The sequence below is a fragment of the Paracoccus pacificus genome, assembly GCF_042680785.1.
GTDB classification, from domain to species: Bacteria; Pseudomonadota; Alphaproteobacteria; order Rhodobacterales; family Rhodobacteraceae; genus Paracoccus; species Paracoccus pacificus.
Window position 1 is genome coordinate 1 of record NZ_JBHUEN010000030.1, and the last position, 25,477, is coordinate 25,477.

Annotated in this window: 21 protein-coding genes and 1 tRNA gene; all 22 read left to right on the top strand. The window is 62.9% G+C overall.

Annotated elements, in window-relative coordinates; genetic code table 11:
- Positions 1 to 201: 201 nt before the first annotated feature.
- The 22 genes from ACFSCT_RS10645 to fusA all read left to right on the top strand — a co-directional run bounded on the left by ACFSCT_RS10645 (position 202) and on the right by fusA (position 25,338).
- Positions 202 to 1,365, top strand: coding sequence for a Hint domain-containing protein (locus ACFSCT_RS10645; RefSeq protein WP_379142607.1), 1,164 nt, complete (start codon positions 202 to 204; stop codon positions 1,363 to 1,365).
- Positions 1,366 to 1,766: 401 nt separating this feature from the next.
- Positions 1,767 to 2,462 carry an alpha/beta hydrolase gene (locus tag ACFSCT_RS10650; RefSeq protein ID WP_379142609.1) on the top strand — a complete coding sequence of 232 codons (696 nt, stop codon included), beginning with the start codon at positions 1,767 to 1,769 and terminating at the stop codon, positions 2,460 to 2,462.
- 157 nt (positions 2,463 to 2,619) lie between these two features.
- On the top strand, positions 2,620 to 3,735 hold the full coding sequence (locus ACFSCT_RS10655) for an agmatine deiminase family protein (protein WP_379142611.1): 1,116 nt from the start codon (positions 2,620 to 2,622) through the stop codon (positions 3,733 to 3,735).
- Between the two features lie 267 nt (positions 3,736 to 4,002).
- The gene (locus tag ACFSCT_RS10660; protein WP_379142612.1) at positions 4,003 to 4,416 is read left to right on the top strand and encodes a (R)-mandelonitrile lyase; all 414 of its coding nucleotides are present in this window, start codon (positions 4,003 to 4,005) and stop codon (positions 4,414 to 4,416) included.
- 99 nt (positions 4,417 to 4,515) lie between these two features.
- Complete coding sequence (gene yghX / locus ACFSCT_RS10665; RefSeq protein ID WP_379142614.1) at positions 4,516 to 5,412, top strand: YghX family hydrolase; 897 nt, start codon at positions 4,516 to 4,518, stop codon at positions 5,410 to 5,412.
- A 66-nt stretch (positions 5,413 to 5,478) separates the two neighbouring features.
- Complete coding sequence (locus tag ACFSCT_RS10670; RefSeq protein WP_379142616.1) at positions 5,479 to 5,871, top strand: VOC family protein; 393 nt, start codon at positions 5,479 to 5,481, stop codon at positions 5,869 to 5,871.
- Positions 5,868 to 6,281: a GFA family protein gene (locus ACFSCT_RS10675; RefSeq protein ID WP_379142617.1), complete on the top strand. Its 414-nt coding sequence runs from the start codon at positions 5,868 to 5,870 to the stop codon at positions 6,279 to 6,281. Before ACFSCT_RS10670 ends, ACFSCT_RS10675 begins: the two co-directional genes overlap by 4 nt.
- Before the next feature lie 152 nt (positions 6,282 to 6,433).
- Positions 6,434 to 7,090 carry a CatB-related O-acetyltransferase gene (locus ACFSCT_RS10680; RefSeq protein ID WP_379142619.1) on the top strand — a complete coding sequence of 219 codons (657 nt, stop codon included), beginning with the start codon at positions 6,434 to 6,436 and terminating at the stop codon, positions 7,088 to 7,090.
- Positions 7,091 to 7,205: 115 nt separating this feature from the next.
- On the top strand, positions 7,206 to 9,071 hold the full coding sequence (locus ACFSCT_RS10685; protein WP_379142620.1) for an ABC transporter ATP-binding protein: 1,866 nt from the start codon (positions 7,206 to 7,208) through the stop codon (positions 9,069 to 9,071).
- Positions 9,072 to 9,185: 114 nt separating this feature from the next.
- Positions 9,186 to 9,261: transfer RNA gene (locus ACFSCT_RS10690), tRNA-Trp, on the top strand.
- A 115-nt stretch (positions 9,262 to 9,376) separates the two neighbouring features.
- Positions 9,377 to 9,637, top strand: coding sequence for a preprotein translocase subunit SecE (gene secE, locus ACFSCT_RS10695; protein ID WP_379142622.1), 261 nt, complete (start codon positions 9,377 to 9,379; stop codon positions 9,635 to 9,637).
- A 192-nt stretch (positions 9,638 to 9,829) separates the two neighbouring features.
- Entirely contained in the window at positions 9,830 to 10,366 is a 537-nt protein-coding gene (nusG, locus tag ACFSCT_RS10700) for a transcription termination/antitermination protein NusG (protein ID WP_379142623.1), read from the top strand.
- Positions 10,367 to 10,452: 86 nt separating this feature from the next.
- A complete protein-coding gene (rplK, locus tag ACFSCT_RS10705) occupies positions 10,453 to 10,905 on the top strand; it encodes a 50S ribosomal protein L11 (protein ID WP_379142625.1) in 453 nt (150 codons plus the stop codon).
- 3 nt (positions 10,906 to 10,908) lie between these two features.
- Entirely contained in the window at positions 10,909 to 11,610 is a 702-nt protein-coding gene (gene rplA / locus ACFSCT_RS10710; RefSeq protein WP_379142628.1) for a 50S ribosomal protein L1, read from the top strand.
- A 238-nt stretch (positions 11,611 to 11,848) separates the two neighbouring features.
- Positions 11,849 to 12,364, top strand: a complete 516-nt coding sequence (gene rplJ / locus ACFSCT_RS10715) for a 50S ribosomal protein L10 (protein WP_379142629.1) — start codon at positions 11,849 to 11,851, stop codon at positions 12,362 to 12,364.
- Positions 12,365 to 12,429: 65 nt separating this feature from the next.
- Positions 12,430 to 12,807 (top strand): 50S ribosomal protein L7/L12, encoded by a 378-nt coding sequence (gene rplL, locus ACFSCT_RS10720; protein WP_379142630.1) that lies wholly within the window; start codon positions 12,430 to 12,432, stop codon positions 12,805 to 12,807.
- Between the two features lie 242 nt (positions 12,808 to 13,049).
- Positions 13,050 to 17,201 (top strand): DNA-directed RNA polymerase subunit beta, encoded by a 4,152-nt coding sequence (gene rpoB / locus ACFSCT_RS10725; protein WP_379142631.1) that lies wholly within the window; start codon positions 13,050 to 13,052, stop codon positions 17,199 to 17,201.
- An 89-nt stretch (positions 17,202 to 17,290) separates the two neighbouring features.
- Positions 17,291 to 21,535, top strand: a complete 4,245-nt coding sequence (gene rpoC / locus ACFSCT_RS10730; protein WP_379142633.1) for a DNA-directed RNA polymerase subunit beta' — start codon at positions 17,291 to 17,293, stop codon at positions 21,533 to 21,535.
- Positions 21,536 to 21,844: 309 nt separating this feature from the next.
- Complete coding sequence (locus ACFSCT_RS10735) at positions 21,845 to 22,078, top strand: hypothetical protein (RefSeq protein ID WP_379142634.1); 234 nt, start codon at positions 21,845 to 21,847, stop codon at positions 22,076 to 22,078.
- 268 nt (positions 22,079 to 22,346) lie between these two features.
- Positions 22,347 to 22,718: a 30S ribosomal protein S12 gene (gene rpsL / locus ACFSCT_RS10740; RefSeq protein WP_022705687.1), complete on the top strand. Its 372-nt coding sequence runs from the start codon at positions 22,347 to 22,349 to the stop codon at positions 22,716 to 22,718.
- 9 nt (positions 22,719 to 22,727) lie between these two features.
- Positions 22,728 to 23,198 (top strand): 30S ribosomal protein S7, encoded by a 471-nt coding sequence (rpsG, locus tag ACFSCT_RS10745; RefSeq protein WP_379142635.1) that lies wholly within the window; start codon positions 22,728 to 22,730, stop codon positions 23,196 to 23,198.
- Positions 23,199 to 23,214: 16 nt separating this feature from the next.
- Positions 23,215 to 25,338, top strand: coding sequence for an elongation factor G (gene fusA / locus ACFSCT_RS10750; RefSeq protein ID WP_379142636.1), 2,124 nt, complete (start codon positions 23,215 to 23,217; stop codon positions 25,336 to 25,338).
- Positions 25,339 to 25,477: the final 139 nt, after the last annotated feature.

Consider the following 25,477-nt stretch of genomic DNA (forward strand, 5'->3'; position numbering starts at 1 on the left):
CTGCAAATCTGAAAGCCCGTCCCGAAAGGGGCGGGCTTTTTCGTATGCCGGGGGAAGGGGGAGGCGCGATGCTTCCGAGCGTTAACCATTGTGGGCGCAGAGTGGACAAGAGTCGCCCAATCCACTAATAATTATAAAAAACAATGCTCGGGCGAGGGTATCGTTCCGGGTGATAGGAAGATAGTGATTTGGAGTTAACCAGTGCCTTTTTTCTCAGTCAATGTGTACACAGCCGACTCGTTTACCTACACCTACAATGGTGTGGTTTATGACGGGTTACCGGCCGAAAGCGCGTTAGGGACCATAACGTTGCCTAACGGCGCGACGCCAACCGCCACAAAGCCGGTTGTCATTACCTTGAAGCCGGACGCCGTTCCGATCAAGATCACCATCGAGGATAACGATACCGGCAGTTTCAAACCGCCGGGAAGCCCTAACACCTTTCCCAACTCGAACACTGCTTTCAACGAAGTTAGCAACGCCCAGTATATCAAAGGCGGCGGTTACCATCCCGACGCATTGATCAACGGCGCTTATACAATGTATACGAAGCCGAACCAAACGGGCGCACAGCTTGTCACTTACAGACTTGACGGGAAAGATTACGGTAATGATGTTGGCCCTGTTCAGGGACTGATTTCAACAATTCCCCTGACGCCGGGAGAATCCATTACAATCCAAAGCGCGCGGACGTCGCAGGCCGAACCGCTGCCTTATCCGAAATATGACGGCGGTGGTACGCTTCCGTGTTTTACGTCCGGCACGCTTATTCTGACTGCTGCGGGGGACGTTGCCGTTGAAGATCTTCGTGTGGGTGATCTGGTGATCACCCGCGACCATGGCGGACAGCCCATTCGCTGGATTGGTCGCCGTAAGCTTTCCGCCGATCAACAAGCCGCAATGCCGCATCTGCGCCCTATTCACATCCGCAAAGATGCGTTGGGAGCGGGCACTCCTGCATCGGACCTGATCGTCTCACCGCAGCACCGTATTCTTGTGCGCTCTGAAATCGTCCTACGGATGTTTGGAGAACGGGAGATTCTGGTCGCCGCCAAACACCTTCTGCAACTGCCGGGCGTCGGTGTGCCGGAAGCGTTGCCGGAGGTAGAATATTTCCACATCCTGTTTGACCGCCATGAAATCGTGTTTTCGAACGGGGCCGAGAGCGAAAGCTTTTACCCGGGACCAGAAGCGTTGAAGTCCGTCGGCGTATATGCGTTGTGGGAAATCCATAGCCTATTCCCCGAACTATCCGATCCTGAATATATCGCGCCTTCCGCGCGCCCAAAAGCATCCGGAAAGACGGGACAAAAACTTACCGCCCGACACGTGAAGAACGGCAAGTCACTTGTCGTGTCAGCCTGACGCGGGAAAAAGCTCTGTTTGCGCGCATTCCGGTCCATGATCGGTGTGGGGCCGACGGTGGGTTTGAAATGTTCTTGGGACCGTACCACGGTTCTCGGCGGATATCATCGGGGCCGTGGTAAGCAACGTGGGTAAGGGATTTCGATCCGTGACCGCACGGGTGGCCCGGATAAATGGGGGATAATCAAGCAGGCGGATCCGGGCGGATGACCGAACGGATAGCCGGCGTTCTCGGGCTTGATTTCTACGCTGTTCCGGAGGAACCTGCACGGGCTATCCATGCAAGATGAATATTCATCATCAGCGCGTGGAGCCGCCGCCACCTTGTCAGGCCCCCTTGTGGCCATGTGCCGTCCCGGAGCAGATCAATATCCGCTGCACGCAGCGAGCAGGAGGTTTCCATGCCACAAAGACCCGCGATCGTTCTCGTTCACGGCTTCTGGGGCGGTGCCGCCCATTGGGCCGGCGTCATCAAGGAGTTGCACAAGCGCGGTTATCACGACCTGCACGCGGTCGAGAACCCGCTGACCTCGCTGGCCGATGATGCCGAGCGGACCCGCAAGATGGTCAAGCAGATCAAGGGTCCGGTGGTCCTTGTCGGCCATTCCTATGGCGGCGCGGTTATCACCGAGATGGGCGACCTGCCGAATGTGCAGGGGCTGGTTTATGTCGCGGCCTTCGCGCCCGATGCCGGCGAAAGTCCGGGCGGGATCAGCCAGGCCAAACCGCCCGAGGCATTTCCGAACATCGCGCCGGACAGTGACGGCTATCTGTGGATCAAGCAGGACAAGTTCCGCGAAAGCTTCTGTCAGGACCTGCCCGAGGGCGACGCGCTGGTGATGGCAGTGACGCAAAAGGCGCCGCTCGCCAGCACTTTTGGCGACAACGTCACCGCGCCGGCGTGGAAGAACAAGCCGGTCTGGTATCAGATCTCGACCCATGACCGGATGATCAACCCGGACAACGAGAAGATGATGGCCGAGCGGATGAACCCCAAGCGGATCATCGAACTGGCCGCGAGCCACGCCTCGCTTGCCTCGCACCCCGAGGAGATCGCCGATCTGATCGACGAGGCCGCGACCGAAACCGGCTATTGATCGGCTGAAGGTCCGGGCGGAATACGGGGCCGCCCGGGCCATTCCGTCGATCGGCGCCATGTGGTGATCGGCGCGCCTTATGCGGGTCACAGCGCCTTTCGACCGTATTCCGCAGGCGGCAGGCCCCCTTGCATGGAGAAAAGGACGCTGGCCGGTGATGTCACGACGCAAGCTGATACAGATGATGGCCACGCTGGGCGGCGCCCCGGCATTGATGCAGCCGGCGCTGGCCCAAACGGCTGGCGCGCAGCGGGGCGGTGCCCGGGCGGCCGGTTTCTTCTACCCCGAGGAAACCGTGCCGCATGAGCGGACCTTCATGCAATGGCCGGTCAGCCGGCGGGTCTATGATGACGAAGATTTTCTGTATGATCTGCAGGATTGTATCGCCGAAATCGCCAGCACGATTTTCGAGTTCGAGCCGGTGGTGATCATGGCCGCGGCCGAGCATCACCGCGATATCCGGCGCCGCGTCGCCAGCGGGGTCGCGCTTTGGGACATCCCGACGGACGATCTGTGGTGCCGCGACTCGGGGCCGGCGTTTGTCGTCGATGGCAAGGGTGGTCTTGCGCTGACCCAGTTCAACTTCAATGGCTGGGGCAACAAGCAGACGCATGAGAATGACGGCAGGATCGCCGCGCTTGTGGCCGAACGGCTGGGGCTGCGGGTCTTCGATGCCGGACTGGTCGGCGAGGCAGGCGGGGTCGAAACCGACGGGCAGGGCACGCTGATCGCCCATGAAAGCAGTTTCATCAACCCCAACCGCAACCGCGGCACGAAAGCGCAGATCGAGGCTATGTTGCTGGATACGATGGGGGCGGAAAAGGTGATCTGGGCGCCGGGCATCGTCGGCGCCGACATTACCGACTATCACATCGACGCGCTGGCCCGCTTTGTCCAGCCGGGGAAGGTGGTCATCCAAATGGGTGAAAAGATTGATCGCGATGATCCCTGGTCCAAAGCCGCTTTTGAGACCCATGCGATTCTGGCCGGCGCGACCGATGCCCGGGGCCGGCGGCTGGATCTGGTCACCGTGCCGGAACCCGACGACATCCGCATCGACAGCGACGATTTCGTTTCGTCCTATGTGAACTATTACGTCTGTAATGATGCGGTGATCGCGGCCGCGTTCGGCGATACCGATTCGGATTCCGAAGCCGCGAAAATCCTGGCCGGGCTTTACCCCGACCGCGAGGTCGTGACGCTGAACATCGACCCGCTGGGCGAGGTCGGCGGCGGCATTCATTGCGCGACCCACGAACAACCGCAGATCTAGACGACAGGCGACGGGGCAAAGCGAAACCTTCAGCCCCCGCAGGCGATTGGCGCCGTTGTCGTGGAACTTGCGACACCTGCCACATGCATCGCCTTGCCGGAAGCCTAAGAGCCGCCGAAAGCAGCGGGTTGTCCGCGACCTCATCACCGATTTGGAGCCGGACGGCGCGGCTGTCGCACCCTGCGCGCGAAAGGCGTATCATGGTGTCGCGTTCACGGCCGGCCGGGGATGATCCCTTGCGCGGCCGGCAGTCAGGCGGAGGACAGGATGCGCATATTCAAACGGGATGAACGGCCGGCGCAGGATGGACCGGCGGACTGGTTTACCGGCGCGGTCACGGTCAAGCCGCTGTTGCAGACCGAACCGCCGGCGCGGGCGGCAGGCGCGCTCGTCACCTTTCAGCCCGGTGCCCGCACGGCTTGGCACACGCATCCGCTGGGCCAGACGCTGATCGTGACCGCCGGAACCGGGCTTGTGCAGCGCGACGGCGGCCCGATCCACCGGATCGAACCGGGCGACGTGGTCTGGTTCGCGCCGGGGGAAAAGCATTGGCACGGGGCCGCGCCGGATGCCGCCATGTCCCATATCGCCGTTCAGGAAATGCTGGACGGCAAGGCCGTCGACTGGATGGAACATGTCAGTGAGGCTGAATACGCCGGAATGATCCACCCCGGCCATTAGCGCCTCGCCGCCGTTGCAGATTGATTGAGGGGGAAGGTGTCAGGCTGGCATGGCCCGGGGCGAACCCCGATCACGACGTTACATGAACAGGAGGACGCAATGACCGAAGGACCCCGCAAGCAGGCATCGGATTTCGACCCCCGAATTCTGGAAATCTTCGACGGCTATGTGCATGGCAAGATCAGCAAACGCGATTTTCTGACCCGCGCCGGCCAATATGCCGCCGCCGGTGTCACCGGTGCCATGATCCTTGAGGCCCTGCAGCCGAATTACGCGCTGGCCCAGCAGGTGCCCGCCGATGATCCGGCCATCCGTACCGAGACGGTCAGCTATGAAAGCCCCGAGGGCAACGGCACCATCAGCGGCCTGATGGTGCGCCCCGCCGATGTCGGGGGGAAACTGCCGGCGGTGCTGGTCATTCACGAGAATCGCGGGCTGAACCCCTATATCGAGGATGTGGCGCGACGGGTCGGCAAGGCGGGCTATCTGGCCTTCGCGCCGGACGGGCTGAGCTCGGTCGGCGGCTATCCCGGCAATGACGAACAGGGCCGCGAGATGCAGGCCGGCCTCGACCCGGCGAAGCTGATGGCGGATTTCTTCGCCGCCTATACCTTCCTGCGCGATCACCCCGACAGCACCGGCAAGGTCGGCTGCGTCGGGTTCTGCTATGGCGGCGGGGTCTGCAATGCGCTGGCGGTGGCATTCCCCGATCTGGCGGCCTCGGTCCCCTTCTATGGCCGGCAGCCCGAGACCGAAGACGTGCCGAAGATCGAGGCGCCCCTGATGCTGCATTATGCCGGGCTCGACACCCGCATCAACGCGGGCTGGCCGGCCTATGAGCACGCGCTGAACGAGAACGGCAAGGAATATCAGGCCTTTATCTATGAGGGCGTCAACCACGGCTTTCACAATGACACTACGCCCCGTTATGACGCCGAGGCCGCGACCCTGGCCTGGGACCGGACGATGGGCTTCTTCGACGAAAAGCTGCCCTAGGTTGCTGACGCAAACTGGCAGCAGGGTCGGGCCATCCTGCGCCGGTATTGAGCGAAGGAGCATGTGATGATCGACCATATCGGACTGGCGGTTTCGGATCTGGACCGGGCGCGGGATTTCTATCTGGCGGCGCTTGGCCCGCTGGGGATCGCTGTCGTGATGGAGGTGACCGAGGAGATGACCGGCGGCCATGGCGCCCATCTGGGGCTGGGGCGGGACGGCAATCCGTTCTTCTGGATCGGCACCGGTAAACCCGCCACGACCGGCTGTCATGTCGCCTTCGTGGCCGTGGATAGCGCGGCGGTCGATGCCTTCTACAAGGCGGCGATGGCGGCGGGCGGCCGCGACAATGGCGCGCCGGGACCGCGGCCGGAATACAGCCCCGGTTACTACGCCGCCTTCGTCATTGATCCCGATGGCAACAACATTGAGGCCGTCCATCACGGGGCCGCATCATGAAGACCTATCACGGAAGCTGCTTTTGCGGCGCGGTCGGTTTTGAGGCGGATGGCGACCTGGCCGAGGGGACGATGCGCTGCAATTGCAGCTTTTGCCGCAAGACCCGCTATTGGGAGATGCGCCTGCCCGATCCCGGCGGCTTCCGGCTGGTCCGGGGCCGGGACACGATCGCGGAAACCCCGCGCGCGGACGGGGCGGATATCGACATGCATCATTGGTTCTGCGTCCGCTGCGGCACCCGGCTGTGGACCGAGGGCGACATCGCGGAAATGGGCGGCCGCTTCGTGCAGGTTTTCGTCCCGGCGCTGGACGACGCGACCGAGGCCGAACTGATCGCCGCGCCGGTCTACTGGGCCGACGGCGCGCATGACAACTGGTGGAATCCGGCGCCCGAGACGCGGCATCTGTGACGGCCGGACTGTGACGCAGGCCCGGTTTGTATCCGGGGCGGAATCGTGTTATGTCCCGCTGCGGAAGCGTTTCCGAAACGCCCGATCAGGAGAAAAGTGTCATGGACAAGTCCCGCATCTGAACCGACCCGTCAGATACGAAAGGACAATCCATGCCCAAGGGCTTTCTTGACGCGACCTCCGTCTATCCGATGCGCTTTCTCGACGGCCGGGTGAACCCCGGGCTCGTCCATTTGAACCGCGTCATCGACAACCCGAATATCGAGATCGGCGCCTATACCTATGCCAGCAGCTTCGAGCCGCCCGAGGATTGGGCGCTGCGGCTGGCACCCTATACTTTCGCCGGCGCGCCCGAGCGGCTGGTGATCGGCCGCTTCGGGCAGATCGCCGACCGGGTGCGGATCATCACCGCCTCGTCCAATCATCCGATGGCGGGGATCTCGACCTATCCTTTCGCGATCTTCGATCATGACCGGCTGGCCGGCTATTTCGCGCAGATGACCGACCTGCCCGATACGGTGATCGGTCATGACGTCTGGCTAGGCGACGGGGTGACGGTGCTGCCGGGCGCCCGGATCGGCTGCGGCGTGATCGTGGGGGCGGGGTCGGTGGTGCGGGGCGCGCTGCCCGATTACTGCATCGCCGCCGGCAACCCCGCGCGGGTGATCCGCATGCGCTTTGCCCCCGACCAGATCGCCCGGCTGATGGCGGTCGGCTGGTGGGACTGGCCGGTCGAGGCGATCGCGCGCGCCACGCCGGCGCTGGCCCGCGGCGATGTCGAGGCGCTGGCCGCGATGGCGCCGGGCTAGGCACCCGCGCCCGAACCCTGCCGCCTTCGCGGGTTGACGCGCGGCGGCGAAACCATCATCTTCCCCGACCTCGCGCCCTGTTCCCGGCGCGGGTCCGCAAAAAACAGGTGTTGCCATGTTCCGCTGGTTCGAGAACCGGCTTGATCCCTATCCGCAAGAACCGCCCGGCATGCCGCCGCGCGGGTTGTGGCGTTTCATGCTGTATTTTTCACGCGGGGCCGAGCCCTACATGCTGGGCATGGCGGCCTCGTCGGCGCTGATCGCGGTGGCCGAGGTCGTGCTGTTCGGTTATCTGGGCGATCTGGTGAACCGCCTGTCGGACGCCGATCCGGCCGGGTTCTGGGCGACTGAGAACCAGCGCCTGATCCTGATGGGCGTGATCCTGCTGATCGGGCTGCCGCTGTTGCAGCTGATCTTCTCGCTTCTGATGCACCAGACACTGATGGGCAATTTCCCGCAGCGGATCCGCTGGCAGGCGCATCGCTATCTGCTGCGCCAGTCGATGAGCTATTTTCAGGACGAATTCGCCGGGCGCATCGCCACGAAGCTGATGCAGACCGCGCTTGCGGTGCGCGAAGTCGCGATGAAGTTCATGGATGTGCTGGTCTATGTCAGCGTCTATTTCATCGGCGCGCTGATTCTCGCCGCCTCGACCGATGGCTGGCTGGCGCTGCCTTTCGCGGCCTGGGGCGTGGCCTACGGGCTGCTTCTGTGGTGGATCATCCCGCGGATCGGGGCGGTATCGCAGGCGCAGGCGGATGCGCGGGCGGTGATGACCGGCCGGGTGGTGGACAGCTATACCAACATCACCACGGTCAAGCTGTTCTCGCATTCCTCGCGCGAGGAAAGCTATGTCCGGGAAAGCATGGACGGGTTTCTGACCACGGTGCATCGGCAGATGCGGCTGGCCTCGATCCAGAACATCGTGCTGTCGACGCTGAACGCCTTCCTGACCGGCGCCGTGGCGCTGCTGGGGCTGTATCTGTGGACCAGCGGCGCGGTCGCGGTCGGCGCGGTCGCGGTCGCGATCCCGCTGGCCATGCGGCTTGGCAACATGTCGCATTGGATCATGTGGGAATTCGCCGGGCTGTTCGAGAATATCGGCACGGTGCGCGACGGCATCGGCAGCCTTGCCCTGCCGCGCATGGTCGTGGACGCCCCCGACGCGGTGCCGCTGCGTGCCGGCCCCGGGCGGGTCGAGTTCCGCGACGTCACCTTTCGCTATGGCGATGCCCCGCAGGACCGGCCGGTTGCGGTGCTGGACCGTCTGAACCTGACCATCGCACCGGGCGAAAGAATCGGGCTGGTCGGACGTTCGGGCGCGGGCAAGTCGACGCTGGTCAATCTGCTGCTGCGTTTCCACGATCTGGAATCGGGCGAGATCCTGATCGACGGGCAGAACATCGCGCAGGTCACCCAGGAATCGCTGCGTGCGGCCATCGGGGTGGTGACGCAGGACACCTCGCTTTTGCACCGCTCGATCAGCGAGAATATCGCCTATGGCCGGCCCGACGCCTCGGACGAGCAGATCGCCCAGGCCGCCCGCATGGCCGAGGCGGACGGGTTCATCCCGCAATTGTCCGATCACAAGGGCCGGCAGGGTTTTGACGCGCATGTCGGCGAACGGGGGGTCAAGCTCTCGGGCGGCCAGCGCCAGCGCATCGCCATCGCGCGGGTGGCGCTGAAGGACGCGCCGATTCTGGTGCTGGACGAAGCCACGAGCGCGCTGGACAGCGAGGTCGAGGCCGCGATCCAGTCGCAACTGACCCGGCTGATGGCCAGCAAGACCGTGATCGCGATCGCGCACCGGCTGTCGACCATCGCCGCCATGGACCGGCTGGTGGTCATGGACGCGGGCCGCATCGTCGAGATCGGCAGCCATGCGGAACTGCTGGCGCGCGACGGCATCTATGCCCGGCTGTGGTCGCGCCAGTCGGGTGGCTTCCTGCTGTCCGACACGGTGGCCGACGCGGCGGAATAGCCGGATCGGGCAGGGGGGCGGCGGTCTTGCGATGATGCGGCAGCGCCGGCGCCGTCTTTCCGCGCAAACCCGCTTGCGTCGGCCCCGGCACTGGCGTAAACGATCCACCGGCCTAGGGGTTTAGCTCAGTTGGTAGAGCATCGGTCTCCAAAACCGAGGGTCGTGGGTTCGAGTCCCCCAACCCCTGCCAGGCCGGCCGCGCGACGTTTGTCCGGCTGCCCGATGGCAGGATCTTATGATATCGAGGTCGTACGATAACGGGGCCTTACGATAACGGGCCTCAGCTGGCCGTCTCAGGAATGCTGGTGTCAGGCGGGCTTGTAACATGGCCGACACCGGGTTATCTGGGCGGCGCAGAACACAAGGAGATTCCGGTGGTCAACCCCGTCCAGTTCATCCAGCAGGTCCGTAACGAGGGCGCAAAGATCGTCTGGCCGACCCGCCGCGAAGTGATCACCACCACGATCATGGTGCTGATCCTGTCGGCGATCACCTCGATTTTCTTCTTTCTGGTCGATTTGGGCATCCGCGCGGCACTGGGCTTTATCCTGACCAACGTCAGCTAAGCCGCGCCCGAACCGGTAACACTGCGCTTGCATTCCCGGGGTAGCCCCTATATGTGGGGCCAGCCCGAAACGGGGACCGGCGTGCAGTGATTCGCCCTGCGCGCTGTTTTTAATTTTAGGCGATGGCCTTCGGGTCGTTAAACGGAATACCGGCTGAAGCCGGACGGACTGACGGAAAAGGGTCGCAGCAGAATGGCAAAGCGTTGGTATTCGGTAAGCGTCCTGTCGAACTTCGAGAAGAAGGTCGCCGAAAGCATCCGGCAGTCGGTGGCTGAAAAGGGTCTTGAGGATCAGATCGACGAGGTTCTGGTCCCGACCGAGGAAGTCATCGAGATCCGTCGCGGCAAGAAGGTGACCTCGGAACGGCGGTTCATGCCGGGCTATGTGCTTGTTCACATGGACCTGTCCGACCGCACCTATCATCTGGTGAACTCGATCAATCGGGTCACCGGGTTTCTGGGCGCGCAGGGCAAGCCGATGCCGATGCGTGACGAAGAAGTGAATTCGATCCTGAACCGCACCGGTGAGGGCAGCGAGGCGCAACCGCGCAACCTGATCCGCTTCGAGGTCGGCGAAAAGGTCAATGTGACCGACGGGCCTTTCGAGGGCTTCTCGGGCATGGTCGAGGAAGTGGACGACGTGTCGAGCCGGATCAAGGTCACGGTCTCGATCTTTGGCCGTCCCACCCCGGTCGAACTGGAATTCACGCAGGTCTCCAAGACCGCGTGATCTGTCGCGGGAGGCGCAAGCCGCACCGCTAAGTCGGCCCCGATGCCCGATCATGGGCGGGGCGTGATGATAAAGGAGAAGGCCAGATGGCCAAGAAGGTAATGGGCAGCCTCAAGCTGCAAATCAAGGCGGGCCAAGCCAACCCGTCCCCGCCCGTCGGCCCGGCACTGGGCCAGCGCGGCATCAATATCATGGAATTCTGCAAGCAGTTCAATGCGAAGACGCAGGAGATGGAACAGGGCTCCCCGGTTCCGGTCGTGATCACCTATTACGCCGACAAGTCGTTCACCTTTGAAACGAAGACACCGCCGGCGTCCTTCCTGTTGAAAAAGGCGGCCGGCCTGAAGCCGGTGGGCAAGCGTAACCGTCCGAAGGGTTCGGTCAAGCCGGGCCGCGAAGTCGCCGGCACCGTCACCGCCGCGCAGGTGCGCCAGATCGCCGAAGCCAAGATGAAGGACCTGTCCGCGACCGACGTCGAGGCCGCGATGCAGATCATCCTCGGCTCGGCCCGCTCCATCGGCATCGAGGTCAAGGGGTAAGTCATGGCCAAGCTCGCAAAACGCACCGCCACCGCGCGTACCGCATTCGAAGGCAAGTCGAACCTTTCGGTCGAGGACGCCGTCAAGCTGGTCAAGGACAACGCCTCGGCCAAATTCGACGAAACCGTCGAGATCGCGCTGAACCTGGGTGTCGACCCGCGCCACGCCGACCAGATGGTTCGTGGCGTCGTGACCCTGCCCAACGGCACCGGCAAGACCGTCCGCGTCGCCGTGTTCGCCCGTGGCGCCAAGGCTGACGAAGCCACCGCCGCCGGGGCCGATATCGTCGGCGCCGAGGATCTGATGGAAACCATCCAGTCGGGCAAGATCGAGTTCGATCGCTGCATCGCGACCCCCGACATGATGCCGCTGGTCGGCCGTCTGGGCAAGATCCTGGGCCCGCGCAACCTGATGCCGAACCCCAAGGTCGGCACGGTGACCATGGACGTCAAGGCCGCCGTCGAGGCTGCCAAGGGCGGCGAGGTCCAGTTCAAGGCCGAAAAGGCCGGTGTCGTGCACGCCGGTGTCGGCAAGGCGTCCTTCGGCGCCGAGCAACTGGCCCAGAACATTCGCGCCTTCGTCGACGCGGTGAACCGCGCCAAGCCGACCGGCGCCAAGGGCACCTATATGAAAAAGGTCTCGATCAGCTCGACCATGGGTCCGGGCGTGTCGCTTGACCTCAGCTCGGCCGTGGCCGCGCAATAAAGCATTTCGACGGTCCCGGGCTGGTTCCGGGATCGGCGAATGGCGGGGCATCCGTGCCCCGTCCTGTCCGAGACGGAGGGTGGGGGAAACCCGCTAAATCCTTCCTGAGATGGGAAACGGGACCATTTTCCGGGCTTTGCCGCCCGGGCGATCTCGGGACCATCAATGCGGACCCGACCCCACCCGCAAGGTGGGGAAGACGTGAGCCGGGGGGAAACCCCCAAACTTGGAGTGAACCGTGGATAGAGCGCAAAAAGAGCAAGTGGTCGATGAACTCGGCCAGATCTTTGAAGCCTCTGGCGTTGTGGTGGTTGCCCACTACGAAGGCATGACGGTTGCGGAAATGCAGGACCTGCGCGCGCAAATGCGCGAAGCTGGCGGGTCCGTTCGCGTTGCCAAGAACAGGCTCGCCAAGATCGCCCTGGAGGGTAAGCCTTGCGCAAGCATCGCCGACCTTCTGACCGGGATGACCGTGCTCGCCTATTCCGAGGACCCCGTGGCTGCGGCCCGGGTTGCGGATAAGTACGCCAAGGGGAACGACAAGTTCGTCATCCTTGGTGGTGCGATGGGCGACAACACGCTTGACCCGGCCGGTGTGAAATCCGTGGCCCAGATGCCGTCGCGCGAGGAGCTTATCGCCTCGATCGTCGCCAGCATCGGCGCCCCGGCATCGAACATCGCGGGCGCGATTGGCGCACCTGCTTCCAACATCGCGGGCATCCTTACGACTCTGGAAGAGCGTGAGGCGGCTTGACGCAACTTTGTGCCGACGTGGGGTTGAAACCTCGACGTTGGAAACCTTAATAATGGAACGGAAAAATGGCTGACCTTAAAAAACTCGCCGAAGAAATCGTGGGCCTGACCCTGCTGGAAGCCCAGGAACTGAAAACCATCCTCAAGGACGAATACGGCATCGAACCCGCCGCTGGTGGCGCGGTAATGATGGCTGGTCCCGCTGCTGGTGGTGCTGCTGAAGCAGCCGAAGAAAAGACCGAATTCGACGTCGTTCTGACCGATGCCGGCGCCAACAAGATCAACGTGATCAAGGAAGTGCGCGCCATCACCGGTCTGGGCCTGAAAGAAGCCAAGGACCTGGTCGAAGCCGGCGGCAAAGTCAAAGAAGGCGCCAGCAAAGCTGACGCCGAAGAAATGAAGAAAAAGCTCGAAGCGGCTGGCGCCAAGGTCGAGCTGAAGTGATCTGTTTCGGTCTGCGGACCGAAGTCTGAAAGAACCGGGCAGGGCAGGGGAGTTTCCCTTGCCCTGCCGAACCTGTCTTGACGGTTCGTTCCGCGGAACGCCCCTTCAAGGCACGGTTCCAGGTTCGGGAGCCATCCGGTGGGACGGGCGGCATGAATTGAACCTGACCCCCTTCATTCGCAAGCGGCGCTGGCCGGGCCCCGACGGTCAGCACCCGCGAAAGACGAAAGGTACGACCTCACATGGCGCAAGCATTTGTCGGCCAGAAGCGCATCCGGCGCTATTATGGCAACATCCGCGAAGTTCTGGAAATGCCGAACCTCATCGAGGTTCAGAAATCCTCTTATGACCTGTTTCTGAACTCGGGCGACGGCGACGGCCATCACGATGGCGAAGGGATTCAGGGCGTTTTCCAGTCGGTTTTCCCGATCAAGGACTTTAACGAGACCGCGACGCTGGAATTCGTGAAATACGAGCTGGAGGCGCCGAAATACGACGTTGACGAATGCCAAGCCCGCGACATGACCTATGCCGCGCCGCTGAAGGTGACGCTGCGTCTGATCGTGTTCGATGTCGATGAATCGACTGGCGCGCGCTCGGTCAAGGGCATCAAGGAACAGGACGTCTATATGGGCGACATGCCCCTGATGACCCAGAACGGGACGTTCATCGTGAACGGCACCGAACGGGTCGTCGTGTCCCAGATGCACCGCAGCCCCGGCGTGTTCTTCGACCATGACCGCGGCAAGACGCACAGCTCGGGCAAGCTGCTGTTCGCCTGCCGGATCATCCCCTATCGCGGCTCGTGGCTGGATTTTGAATTCGACGCCAAGGATCTGGTATTCGCGCGCATCGACCGCCGCCGGAAACTGCCGGTGACGACGCTGCTGTATGCGCTCGGCATGGATCAGGAAGGCATCATGGATGCGTTCTATGACACCATCGAATATCGCCTTCAGAAGGCCGGCAAGGGCAAGGAAGCGGGCTGGGTCGCGCCCTTCTTCCCCGAGCGTGTGCGCGGCACCCGCCCGTCCTTCGATCTGGTCAACGCCGAAACCGGCGAGGTCATCACCAAGGCCGGCGACAAGGTCACCCCGCGTCAGGTCAAGCAATTGCTGGACGGCGGCAAGGCCACCAACCTTCTGGTTCCGTTCGACCAGATCGTCGGCCGTTTCGTCGCCAAGGACATCATCAACGAGGAAACCGGCCTGATCTATGCCGAAGCCGGGGATGAGGTCACCGCCGAGTACGACAAGGAAGGCCAGCTTTCGGGCGGGTTGCTGAAAGTCCTGCTGGACAACGACGTGACCACGATCCCGGTTCTGGACATCGACCACGTCAACGTCGGACCCTATATCCGCAACACGATGGCGGCTGACAAGAACATGAACCGCGAAGGCGCGCTCATGGACATCTACCGGGTCATGCGCCCGGGCGAGCCGCCGACGGTCGAGGCCGCGAGCGCGCTGTTCGACAGCCTGTTCTTCGACAAGGAACGCTATGACCTGTCCGCCGTGGGCCGGGTCAAGATGAACATGCGTCTGGACCTTGATGCGCCCGACACCCAGCGGACGCTGCGCAAGGAAGACATCATCGCCTGTATCCGCGGGCTGGTCGAGTTGCGCGACGGCAAGGGCGAGATCGACGACATCGACCATCTGGGGAACCGCCGGGTCCGCTCGGTCGGCGAGCTGATGGAGAACCAGTATCGCATCGGTCTGCTGCGGATGGAGCGGGCGATCCGCGAGCGCATGTCGGGGGTCGAGATCGACACCGTGATGCCGCAGGATCTGATCAACGCGAAACCCGCGGCGGCTGCGGTGCGCGAGTTCTTCGGCTCGTCGCAGTTGTCGCAGTTCATGGACCAGACCAACCCGCTGTCGGAAGTCACCCACAAACGCCGTCTTTCGGCGCTTGGGCCGGGCGGTCTGACGCGTGAGCGCGCCGGCTTTGAGGTGCGCGACGTGCACCCGACCCATTACGGCCGGATGTGCCCGATCGAGACGCCGGAAGGCCAGAACATCGGTCTGATCAACAGCCTCGCGACCTTTGCCCGCGTGAACAAATACGGGTTCATCGAAACCCCTTATCGCAAGGTGATCGACGGCAAGGTGACCGACGACGTTGTCTATATGTCCGCGACCGAGGAAATGCGTCACACCGTGGCGCAGGCCAACGCGACGCTGGACGAGGACGGCAAGTTCGTGGACGAGTTGATCTCGACCCGTCAGGCCGGTGACTTCACGCTGAACCCGGTCGATGCGATCGACCTGATCGACGTGTCGCCGAAGCAGCTTGTCTCGGTCGCCGCGGCGCTGATTCCGTTCCTTGAAAACGACGACGCCAACCGCGCCCTGATGGGCGCCAACATGCAGCGTCAGGCGGTTCCGCTTCTGCGGGCCGAGGCGCCCTTCGTCGGCACCGGGATGGAGGCCATCGTGGCCCGCGATTCCGGCGCCGCCATCATGGCGCGCCGCTCGGGCGTGATCGACCAGGTTGACGCGCAGCGTATCGTTGTGCGCGCGACCGAGGATCTGGGCGCGGGCGATGCCGGCGTCGACATCTATCGCCTGCGCAAGTTCAAGCGCTCGAACCAGTCCTCGACCATCAACCAGCGCCCGCTGGTCAAGGTCGGTGACAAGGTGGTCAAGGGCGAGGTCATCGCCGACGGTCCCTCGACCGATCAGGGCGAACTGGCCATCGGCCGGAACGTGATCGTCGCGTTCATGCCGTGGAACGGCTACAACTATGAAGACTCGGTCCTGATCTCCGAGCGGATCCACCGCGACGACGTCTATACCTCGATCCATATCGACGAATACGAAGTCGCGGCCCGCGACACCAAGCTGGGGCCGGAAGAAATCACCCGCGACATCCCCAACGTCGGTGAAGAGGCGCTGCGCAACCTCGACGAGGCCGGCATCGTCTATATCGGCGCCGAGGTCGGGCCGGGCGACATTCTGGTCGGCAAGATCACCCCCAAGGGCGAAAGCCCGATGACGCCGGAAGAAAAGCTTCTGCGCGCCATCTTCGGCGAAAAGGCGTCGGACGTGCGCGATACCTCGCTGCGCCTGCCGCCGGGTGCTTACGGCACCATCGTCGAGGTGCGGGTGTTCAACCGTCACGGCGTCGACAAGGACGAACGCGCCATCCAGATCGAGCGTGAGGAAATCGAACGCCTGTCGCGCGACCGCGATGACGAGCTGGCGATTCTGGAGCGCAACATCTATGCGCGCCTGAAGTCGCTGATCCTTGGCAAGAAGGCCGTCAAAGGCCCGAAAGGCATCAAGGCCGGGTCCGAGATCAACGACGAGCTTCTGTCCAGCATCTCGCGCGGGCTGTGGTGGCAACTGGCCATCGCCGAGGAAGACATCGCCAAGGAAATCGAGGCGCTGAACCAGCAATTCGACAACCAGAAGCGCGCCTTGGAAGCCCGGTTCGAGGACAAGGTCGAGAAGGTCCGTCAGGGCGACGATCTGCCTCCCGGCGTGATGAAGATGGTCAAGGTGTTCGTGGCGGTGAAGCGCAAGCTTCAGGCCGGCGACAAGATGGCCGGCCGTCACGGCAACAAGGGTGTCGTGTCCAAGGTCGTCCCGATCGAGGACATGCCGTTCCTTGCCGACGGTACCGCCGTCGACATCGTGCTGAACCCGCTGGGTGTGCCGTCGCGCATGAACGTCGGCCAGATTCTGGAAACCCATATGGGCTGGGCCGCGCGCGGTCTGGGGATCAAGATCAACGAGGCGCTGGAGGACTATCGGCGCAACGGCGACATGACCCCGGTGCGCGAGGCGATGAAGATCGGTTATGGCGACGACATGTATGCCGAGACCTTCGAAGGCATGGAGGATGACCAGTTGGTCGAACATGCCGAGACGGTCCGCGGCGGCGTGCCGATCGCCACCCCGGTCTTTGACGGCGCCAAAGAGGCTGACGTGAACGACGCGCTGAAGCGTGCCGGTTTCGACACCTCGGGTCAGTCGATCGTCTATGACGGCCGCACCGGCGAGCCCTTCGCCCGCCCGGTCACCGTCGGCGTGAAGTATTACCTGAAGCTGCATCACCTTGTTGACGACAAGATGCATGCCCGCTCGACCGGTCCCTACAGCCTCGTCACCCAGCAGCCGCTGGGCGGTAAGGCGCAGTTCGGCGGTCAGCGTCTGGGTGAGATGGAGGTCTGGGCCCTCGAGGCTTACGGCGCCGCCTACACCTTGCAGGAAATGCTGACGGTCAAGTCGGATGACGTTGCCGGGCGGACCAAGGTCTACGAGTCCATCGTCAAGGGCGAGGACAATTTCGAGGCCGGCGTGCCGGAATCGTTCAACGTGCTGGTCAAAGAGGTCCGGGGTCTGGGCCTCAACATGGAACTCCTGGATGCGGAGGAGGACGAGTAACGGTGCGCGCATGTGCGCACCCTGCCGTCCGCAGGGTGCGTGACCTTCACGCATCGTCCGCCATCCGCGCCACTCATTAGGATTTGAAAATGAACCAGGAAATCGCCACCAACGTACTTAACCCGCTGTCGCAGCCGCGGCAGTTCGACGAAATCAAGATCTCGCTGGCCTCGCCCGAGGAAATCCTCGCCTGGTCCTATGGCGAGATCAAGAAGCCCGAAACCATCAACTACCGCACGTTCAAGCCGGAACGTGACGGTCTGTTCTGCGCGCGCATTTTCGGCCCGATCAAGGACTATGAATGCCTGTGCGGCAAGTACAAGCGCATGAAATATCGCGGCCTCGTCTGCGAGAAATGCGGCGTCGAAGTGACGCTGCAAAAGGTCCGGCGCGAGCGTATGGGCCATATCGAGCTGGCGGCACCCGTCGCCCATATCTGGTTCCTGAAGTCGCTGCCCTCGCGCATCGGCCTGATGCTGGACATGACGCTGCGCGATCTGGAACGCATCCTCTACTTTGAAAACTACGTGGTCATCGAACCCGGTCTGACCGACCTGACCTATGGTCAGTTGCTGACCGAAGAAGAGTATATGGACGCGCAGGACCAGTATGGCGCCGACGCCTTCACCGCCAATATCGGCGCCGAGGCGATCCGCGAGATGCTGTCGAACATCGACCTTGCCGCCACCGCCGAACAGCTTCGCGAGGATCTGAAAGAGGCGACGGGCGAGCTGAAGCCGAAAAAGATCATCAAGCGGCTGAAAATCGTCGAATCGTTCCTCGAGTCGGGTAACCGGCCCGAATGGATGGTGCTGACCGTGATTCCGGTCATTCCGCCGGAACTGCGCCCGCTGGTGCCGCTGGATGGCGGCCGTTTCGCGACCTCGGACCTGAACGATCTGTATCGCCGGGTCATCAACCGCAACAACCGTCTGAAGCGCCTGATCGAGCTTCGAGCGCCCGACATCATCGTCCGCAACGAAAAGCGGATGTTGCAGGAATCGGTCGATGCGCTGTTCGACAACGGCCGCCGCGGCCGCGTGATCACCGGCACCAACAAGCGCCCGCTGAAATCGCTGTCGGACATGCTGAAGGGCAAGCAGGGTCGCTTCCGCCAGAACCTTCTGGGGAAACGCGTCGACTTCTCGGGCCGCTCGGTCATCGTGACCGGGCCGGAACTGAAACTGCATCAGTGCGGCCTGCCGAAGAAGATGGCGCTGGAGCTGTTCAAGCCGTTCATCTATGCGCGGCTTGACGCGAAGGGTCTGTCCGGCACCGTCAAGCAGTCGAAGAAACTGGTCGAGAAGGAACGTCCCGAGGTCTGGGACATTCTGGACGAGGTCATTCGCGAACATCCGGTTCTGCTGAACCGGGCGCCGACGCTGCACCGTCTGGGCATTCAGGCGTTCGAGCCGATCCTGATCGAGGGCAAGGCGATCCAGCTTCACCCGCTGGTCTGCTCGGCCTTCAACGCCGACTTCGACGGCGACCAGATGGCCGTGCACGTTCCGCTGAGCCTTGAGGCCCAGTTGGAAGCGCGCGTCCTGATGATGTCGACGAACAACGTTCTGTCGCCCGCCAACGGCGCCCCGATCATCGTGCCGTCTCAGGACATGGTTCTGGGCATCTATTACGCCACCATGCAGCGCGACGGCATGAAGGGCGAAGGCATGGTCTTCAAGGACGTGGAAGAGGTCGAGCACGCGCTGGCGAACGGCACCGTTCACCTGCATGCCAAGATCACGGCCCGCGTCCGGCAGATCGACGAGGAAGGCAACGAGGTCATCAAGCGCTATGAAACCACCCCGGGCCGGCTGCGGCTGGGGCAGATTCTGCCGCTGAACGCCAAGGCGCCTTTCGATCTGGTCAACCGCCTGCTGCGCAAGAAAGACGTGCAGCATGTCATCGACACCGTCTATCGCTACTGCGGTCAGAAGGAATCGGTGATCTTCTGTGACCAGATCATGTCGCTTGGCTTCCGCGAGGCCTTCCGCGCCGGCATCAGCTTCGGCAAGGACGACATGGTCATTCCCGACAGCAAGTGGGAAATCGTCGAACAGGTGCAGGATCAGGTCAAGGAATTCGAGCAACAGTATATGGACGGCCTGATCACTCAGGGCGAAAAGTACAACAAGGTTGTCGATGCCTGGTCCAAGTGCAACGACCGCGTCACCGATGCGATGATGGCGACGATCTCGGCCACCAAGAAGGACGAGACCGGGGCCGAAATGGAACCGAACAGCGTCTATATGATGGCGCATTCGGGCGCGCGGGGCTCGGTCAGCCAGATGAAGCAGCTTGGCGGTATGCGCGGCCTCATGGCCAAGCCGTCGGGCGAGATCATCGAGACGCCGATCATCTCGAACTTCAAGGAAGGTCTGACCGTTCTTGAATACTTCAACTCGACCCACGGCGCCCGCAAGGGTCTGTCGGACACGGCGCTCAAGACGGCGAACTCGGGCTATCTGACCCGCCGTCTGGTCGACGTGGCGCAGGACTGCATCGTGCGCGAACTGGACTGCGGCACCGACCGCGCCATCACCGCAAGTGCGGCGGTGAACGATGGCGAGGTCGTCAGCCCGCTGTCCGAGCGTGTGCTGGGCCGGGTCGCGGCCGAGGATGTGCTGGTGCCGGGCAGCGACGAGATCATCGTCCGCCAGAACGAGCTGATCGACGAACGCAAGGCCGATCTGATCGAACAGAACGGCGTGGCCTCGGTCCGCATCCGCTCGGCGCTGACCTGCGAAAGCGAGGACGGGGTTTGCGCGCTGTGCTACGGCCGCGATCTGGCCCGTGGCACGCTGGTGAACATCGGCGAGGCTGTCGGCATCATCGCCGCGCAGTCGATCGGCGAGCCGGGCACCCAGTTGACCATGCGCACCTTCCACATCGGGGGTATCGCGCAGGGTGGCCAGCAGTCGTTCATTGCCGCCGGTCAGGACGGGGTGATCGAGTTCCGCAATGCCAACGTTCTGGAAAACGCCAATGGCGAGAACGTCGTCATGGGCCGGAACATGACCATCGCGGTTCTGGACGATCAGGGTCAGGAACGCGCCAGCCACAAGCTGAGCTATGGCTCGAAGCTGTTCGTCAAGGATGGCGAGCGCGTGGTGCGCGGTGCGAAACTGTTCGAATGGGACCCCTATACCCTGCCGATCCTGGCCGAAAAGGCGGGGACCGCGCGGTTCGTCGATCTGATCTCGGGCATCTCGGTCCGCGACGAAACCGACGATGCCACCGGCATGACCCAGAAGATCGTGACCGACTGGCGGTCGGCGCCGAAAGGCAATGACCTCAAGCCGGAAATCATCATCATGGACGCCAATGGCGAGCCGGTTCGCAACGAACAGGGCAACCCGGTCAGCTATCCGATGTCGGTGGACGCGATCCTGTCGATCGAGGACGGGGCCGAGGTCCGCTCGGGCGATGTCATTGCGCGGATCCCGCGTGAGGGCGCCCGGACCAAGGACATCACCGGTGGTCTGCCGCGTGTGGCCGAACTGTTCGAAGCCCGCCGTCCCAAGGACCATGCAATCATTGCCGAGATGGACGGCTATGTCCGCTTTGGCAAGGATTACAAGAACAAGCGCCGCATCAGCATCGAGCCCGCTCAGGAAGGGCTTGAGCCGATCGAGTACATGGTGCCGAAAGGCAAGCACATCCCGGTGCAGGAAGGCGACTTCGTGCAGAAGGGTGACTATATCATGGACGGCAACCCCGCACCGCATGACATCCTGCGGATCATGGGGATCGAGGCGCTGGCGGACTATCTGATCGACGAAGTGCAGGACGTCTATCGCCTGCAGGGCGTGAAGATCAACGACAAGCACATCGAGGTGATCGTGCGGCAGATGCTGCAGAAGATCGAGATCCTCGACAGTGGCGATACCACGCTGCTGAAGGGCGAGCATGTCGACCGCGACGAGTTCGAGGCCGAGAACGCCAAGATCGAGGCGCGCGGCGGCCGGCCCGCAGCGGGCGAGCCGGTGCTGTTGGGGATCACCAAGGCCAGCTTGCAGACCCGCAGCTTCATCAGTGCCGCGTCGTTCCAGGAAACGACCCGCGTGCTGACCGAAGCTGCCGTTCAGGGCAAGCGCGACAAGCTGGTCGGGCTGAAGGAAAACGTCATCGTCGGGCGGCTGATCCCGGCGGGGACGGGCGGTGCGACCGCTCGGGTCAAGCGGATCGCGGGTGACCGCGACGCCGAGGTGATCGAGATGCGCCGCGCCGAGGCCGAAGCCGCCGCCGCCCTTGCCGCACCCTATGAGCCTTCGGCCAATGCCGGCGAGGCGCCCGAGACGCTGGAAGAGATCGAAAACCCGGCCAACGAATAAGGCCCCTGCGGTTTTCGCTGAAACAGGTTGGAACCCGGCCCCTGCGGCCGGGTTCCTTCATTCGCGCCCCCTTGGACATCCGTGATCGGCCGGGGGCGATCGCTGGAAAGGGAAGGGCAAAGGGTCGGGATGCGCCGTCTTTTCATCCTCGCGCTGTTGCCGCTTGCCGCCTGCGCGGTGCCGGCCGCCGACCCGCCGACTGTTGGCCCGCCGGCTGCTGGGCCGCCGGCTGCTAGTCGGCCGGCTGCTGGCCCGCCGACTGCTGGGCCGCGCGCCGGATCAACGCGCGCGGAAGCTCCGCTTCATCGGGTGACGGCCGAGTTGACCTCGACCACCGACCCGACCGGGCGCCAACTGGCGGCGATAGCGGCCGATCTGGAACGCCCGCGTCTGGGCGGCCTGCCAGAGCGCGCCGCGGCGGTCTGTCCCGACGGCTACGACATCGCCCGGCGCGACCCGCCCCAATCGGCGTTTCAGCGTATGCTTCCGAACGGCGTCCCCCTTTACAGAGTGTGGCGCGATTACTATCTGCTGTGCAGCTGAGGCTGGGCGTCCGGGCGGTTCTGCCGCTGTTGACACCTTGGCTGATTCCACCTATAGCGCCGCTACCAAACGGCCGATGGCCGCTTGGCCTACAGTATTGAACTGGCCATGATCCGGGCCTCGCGCCCCGATCCTCTGGATTTTCCCCGTCCTTCCCGACTGTGGGCTGGATGGGGTTTGGTGTTTTGCAGGGGTTGCAGAATGCCGTCGAGAAGTGGCGCGTCCCGACCGGGATGCGAGTATTGACAGAAGCAAGACGGGGAACCGAATGCCGACAATCCAACAGCTGATCCGCAAGCCGCGGCAGCCCAAGGTGCAGCGCTCGAAGTCGCAGCACCTTCAAGGATGCCCGCAGAAGCGCGGTGTCTGCACACGCGTCTATACCACGACGCCGAAAAAGCCGAACTCGGCCATGCGTAAGGTCGCCAAAGTGCGCCTGACCAATGGTTTCGAGGTTATCTCCTACATTCCGGGCGAAAAGCACAACCTTCAGGAACACAGCGTCGTGCTGATCCGTGGTGGTCGTGTGAAAGACCTTCCGGGTGTCCGCTACCACATCCTGCGCGGTGTTCTGGATACCCAGGGCGTCAAAGATCGTCGTCAGCGTCGTTCGAAATACGGCGCCAAGCGTCCGAAGTGAGGTTGAGATATGTCCCGTCGTCACGCCGCTGAAAAGCGCGAAGTCCTGCCCGACGCCAAATATGGCGATCGCGTGCTGACAAAATTCATGAACAACCTGATGGTTGACGGAAAGAAATCCGTGGCCGAGCGCATCGTCTACAACGCGCTTGACCGCGTCGAGGGCCGCCTGAAGCGCGAGCCCATCGAAGTGTTCCACGAGGCGCTGGATAACGTGAAGCCTTCCGTCGAAGTGCGCTCGCGCCGGGTCGGTGGTGCCACCTATCAGGTGCCGGTCGAGGTTCGCCCGATCCGCCGCGAGGCGCTGGCCATCCGCTGGCTGATCACGGCCGCGAAGAACCGCAACGAAAACACGATGGAAGAGCGTTTGGCCGGTGAACTGGCCGATGCCGTCAACGGCCGCGGCACTGCCGTGAAGAAACGCGAAGACACCCACAAGATGGCCGACGCCAACAAAGCGTTCAGCCATTATCGCTGGTAAGAAGGACGTTCAGATCATGGCACGCGAGTATCCGCTGCAGCGTTATCGCAACTTCGGGATCATGGCCCACATCGACGCGGGCAAGACCACGACGACGGAACGCATCCTTTACTACACCGGGAAGTCGCACAAGATCGGCGAAGTGCACGACGGTGCCGCGACCATGGACTGGATGGAGCAGGAGCAGGAGCGGGGGATCACGATCACCTCTGCTGCGACCACCACTTTCTGGCAGCGTCAGGAAGATCCGACGACCGAAGGCACCTCGGACACCAAATACCGGTTCAACATCATCGACACCCCCGGCCACGTCGACTTCACCATCGAAGTGGAACGTTCGCTGGCGGTTCTGGACGGCGCGATCTGCCTGCTGGACGCCAACGCCGGCGTCGAGCCGCAGACCGAAACCGTGTGGCGTCAGGCTGACCGCTACAAGGTTCCGCGGATCGTCTTCGTCAACAAGATGGACAAGATCGGCGCCGATTTCTTCAACTGCGTGCGCATGATCAAGGACCGCACCGGCGGCACCCCGTGCCCGATCGCCCTGCCGATCGGCGCCGAGGACAAGCTGGAAGGCATCATCGACCTGATCAAGATGGAAGAATGGGTCTGGAAGGGTGAAGACCTTGGCGCAAGCTGGGTTCGTCAGCCGATCCGTGCCGAGCTTCAGGAGCTCGCCAACGAATGGCGCGCCAACATGATCGAGCTCGCCGTCGAGATGGACGACGACGCCATGGAAGCCTATCTCGAGGGCAATGAGCCCGACGAGGCGACCCTGCGCAGCCTGATCCGCAAGGGCACGCTGTCGTTGACCTTCTTCCCGGTTACCGCCGGTTCGGCCTTCAAGAACAAGGGCGTTCAGCCGCTGCTGAACTCGGTCATCGACTTCCTGCCTTCGCCGCTGGACGTGCCGGCCTATCTGGGCTTCGCGCCGGGCGACGAGACGGAAACCCGCAACATCGAGCGTCATGCCGACGACGCCGAGCCCTTCTCGGGCCTCGCGTTCAAGATCATGAACGACCCCTTCGTCGGTTCGCTGACCTTCACCCGCATCTATTCTGGCCAGCTCAAGAAGGGCGACCAGATGCTGAACTCGACCAAGGGCAAGCGCGAGCGTGTCGGCCGGATGATGATGATGCACTCGATCAACCGCGAGGAAATCGAGGAAGCCTTTGCCGGCGACATCATCGCGCTGGCGGGTCTGAAGGAAACCACCACGGGCGACACGCTGTGCGACCCGAACAAGCCGGTGGTTCTGGAAACCATGACCTTCCCGGAACCGGTCATCGAGATCGCCGTGGAGCCGAAATCCAAGGCCGACCAGGAAAAGATGGGCCTCGCCCTTCAGCGCCTGGCCGCCGAAGATCCTTCGTTCCGCGTCGAAACCGATCTGGAATCGGGCCAGACCATCATGAAGGGCATGGGCGAACTTCACCTCGACATCCTCGTCGACCGGATGAAGCGCGAGTTCAAGGTCGAGGCGAATATCGGTGCGCCGCAGGTGGCTTACCGTGAAACCATCTCGAACGAGGCCGAGATCGACTATACGCACAAGAAACAGACCGGTGGTACCGGCCAGTTCGCGCGCGTCAAGCTGATCATCACCCCGACCGAGCCGGGCGAAGGCTATTCGTTCGAATCGAAGATCGTCGGTGGTGCGGTGCCGAAGGAATACATCCCCGGCGTCGAAAAAGGCATCAAGTCGGTGATGGATTCGGGTCCGCTGGCCGGCTTCCCGGTCATCGACTTCAAGGTCGCGCTGATCGACGGTGCGTTCCATGACGTCGACTCGTCGGTGCTGGCGTTCGAAATCGCCTCGCGCGCCGCGATGCGCGAAGGTCTGCGCAAGGCCGGTGCGAAACTGCTGGAGCCGATCATGAAGGTCGAGGTGGTGACGCCGGAGGAATACACCGGCTCGATCATCGGCGACCTGACCAGCCGTCGCGGTATGGTGCGCGGGCAGGACAGCCGCGGCAACGCGAACGTCATCGACGCCTTCGTGCCGCTGGCCAATATGTTCGGCTACATCAACAACCTGCGTTCGATGTCCTCGGGCCGCGCGGTGTTCACGATGCAGTTCGACCATTACGAGGCCGTGCCGCAGAACATCTCGGACGAGATTCAAAAGAAATACGCATAACGGCGGTGCGGGGGAAACCTCGCACCCTACCCAACCTGTAGGGTGTGTGCCTGCACGCACCGTCATGAAAAGGAGCCACTCATGGCAAAGGCAAAGTTTGAACGGACGAAACCGCACGTCAACATCGGCACGATTGGCC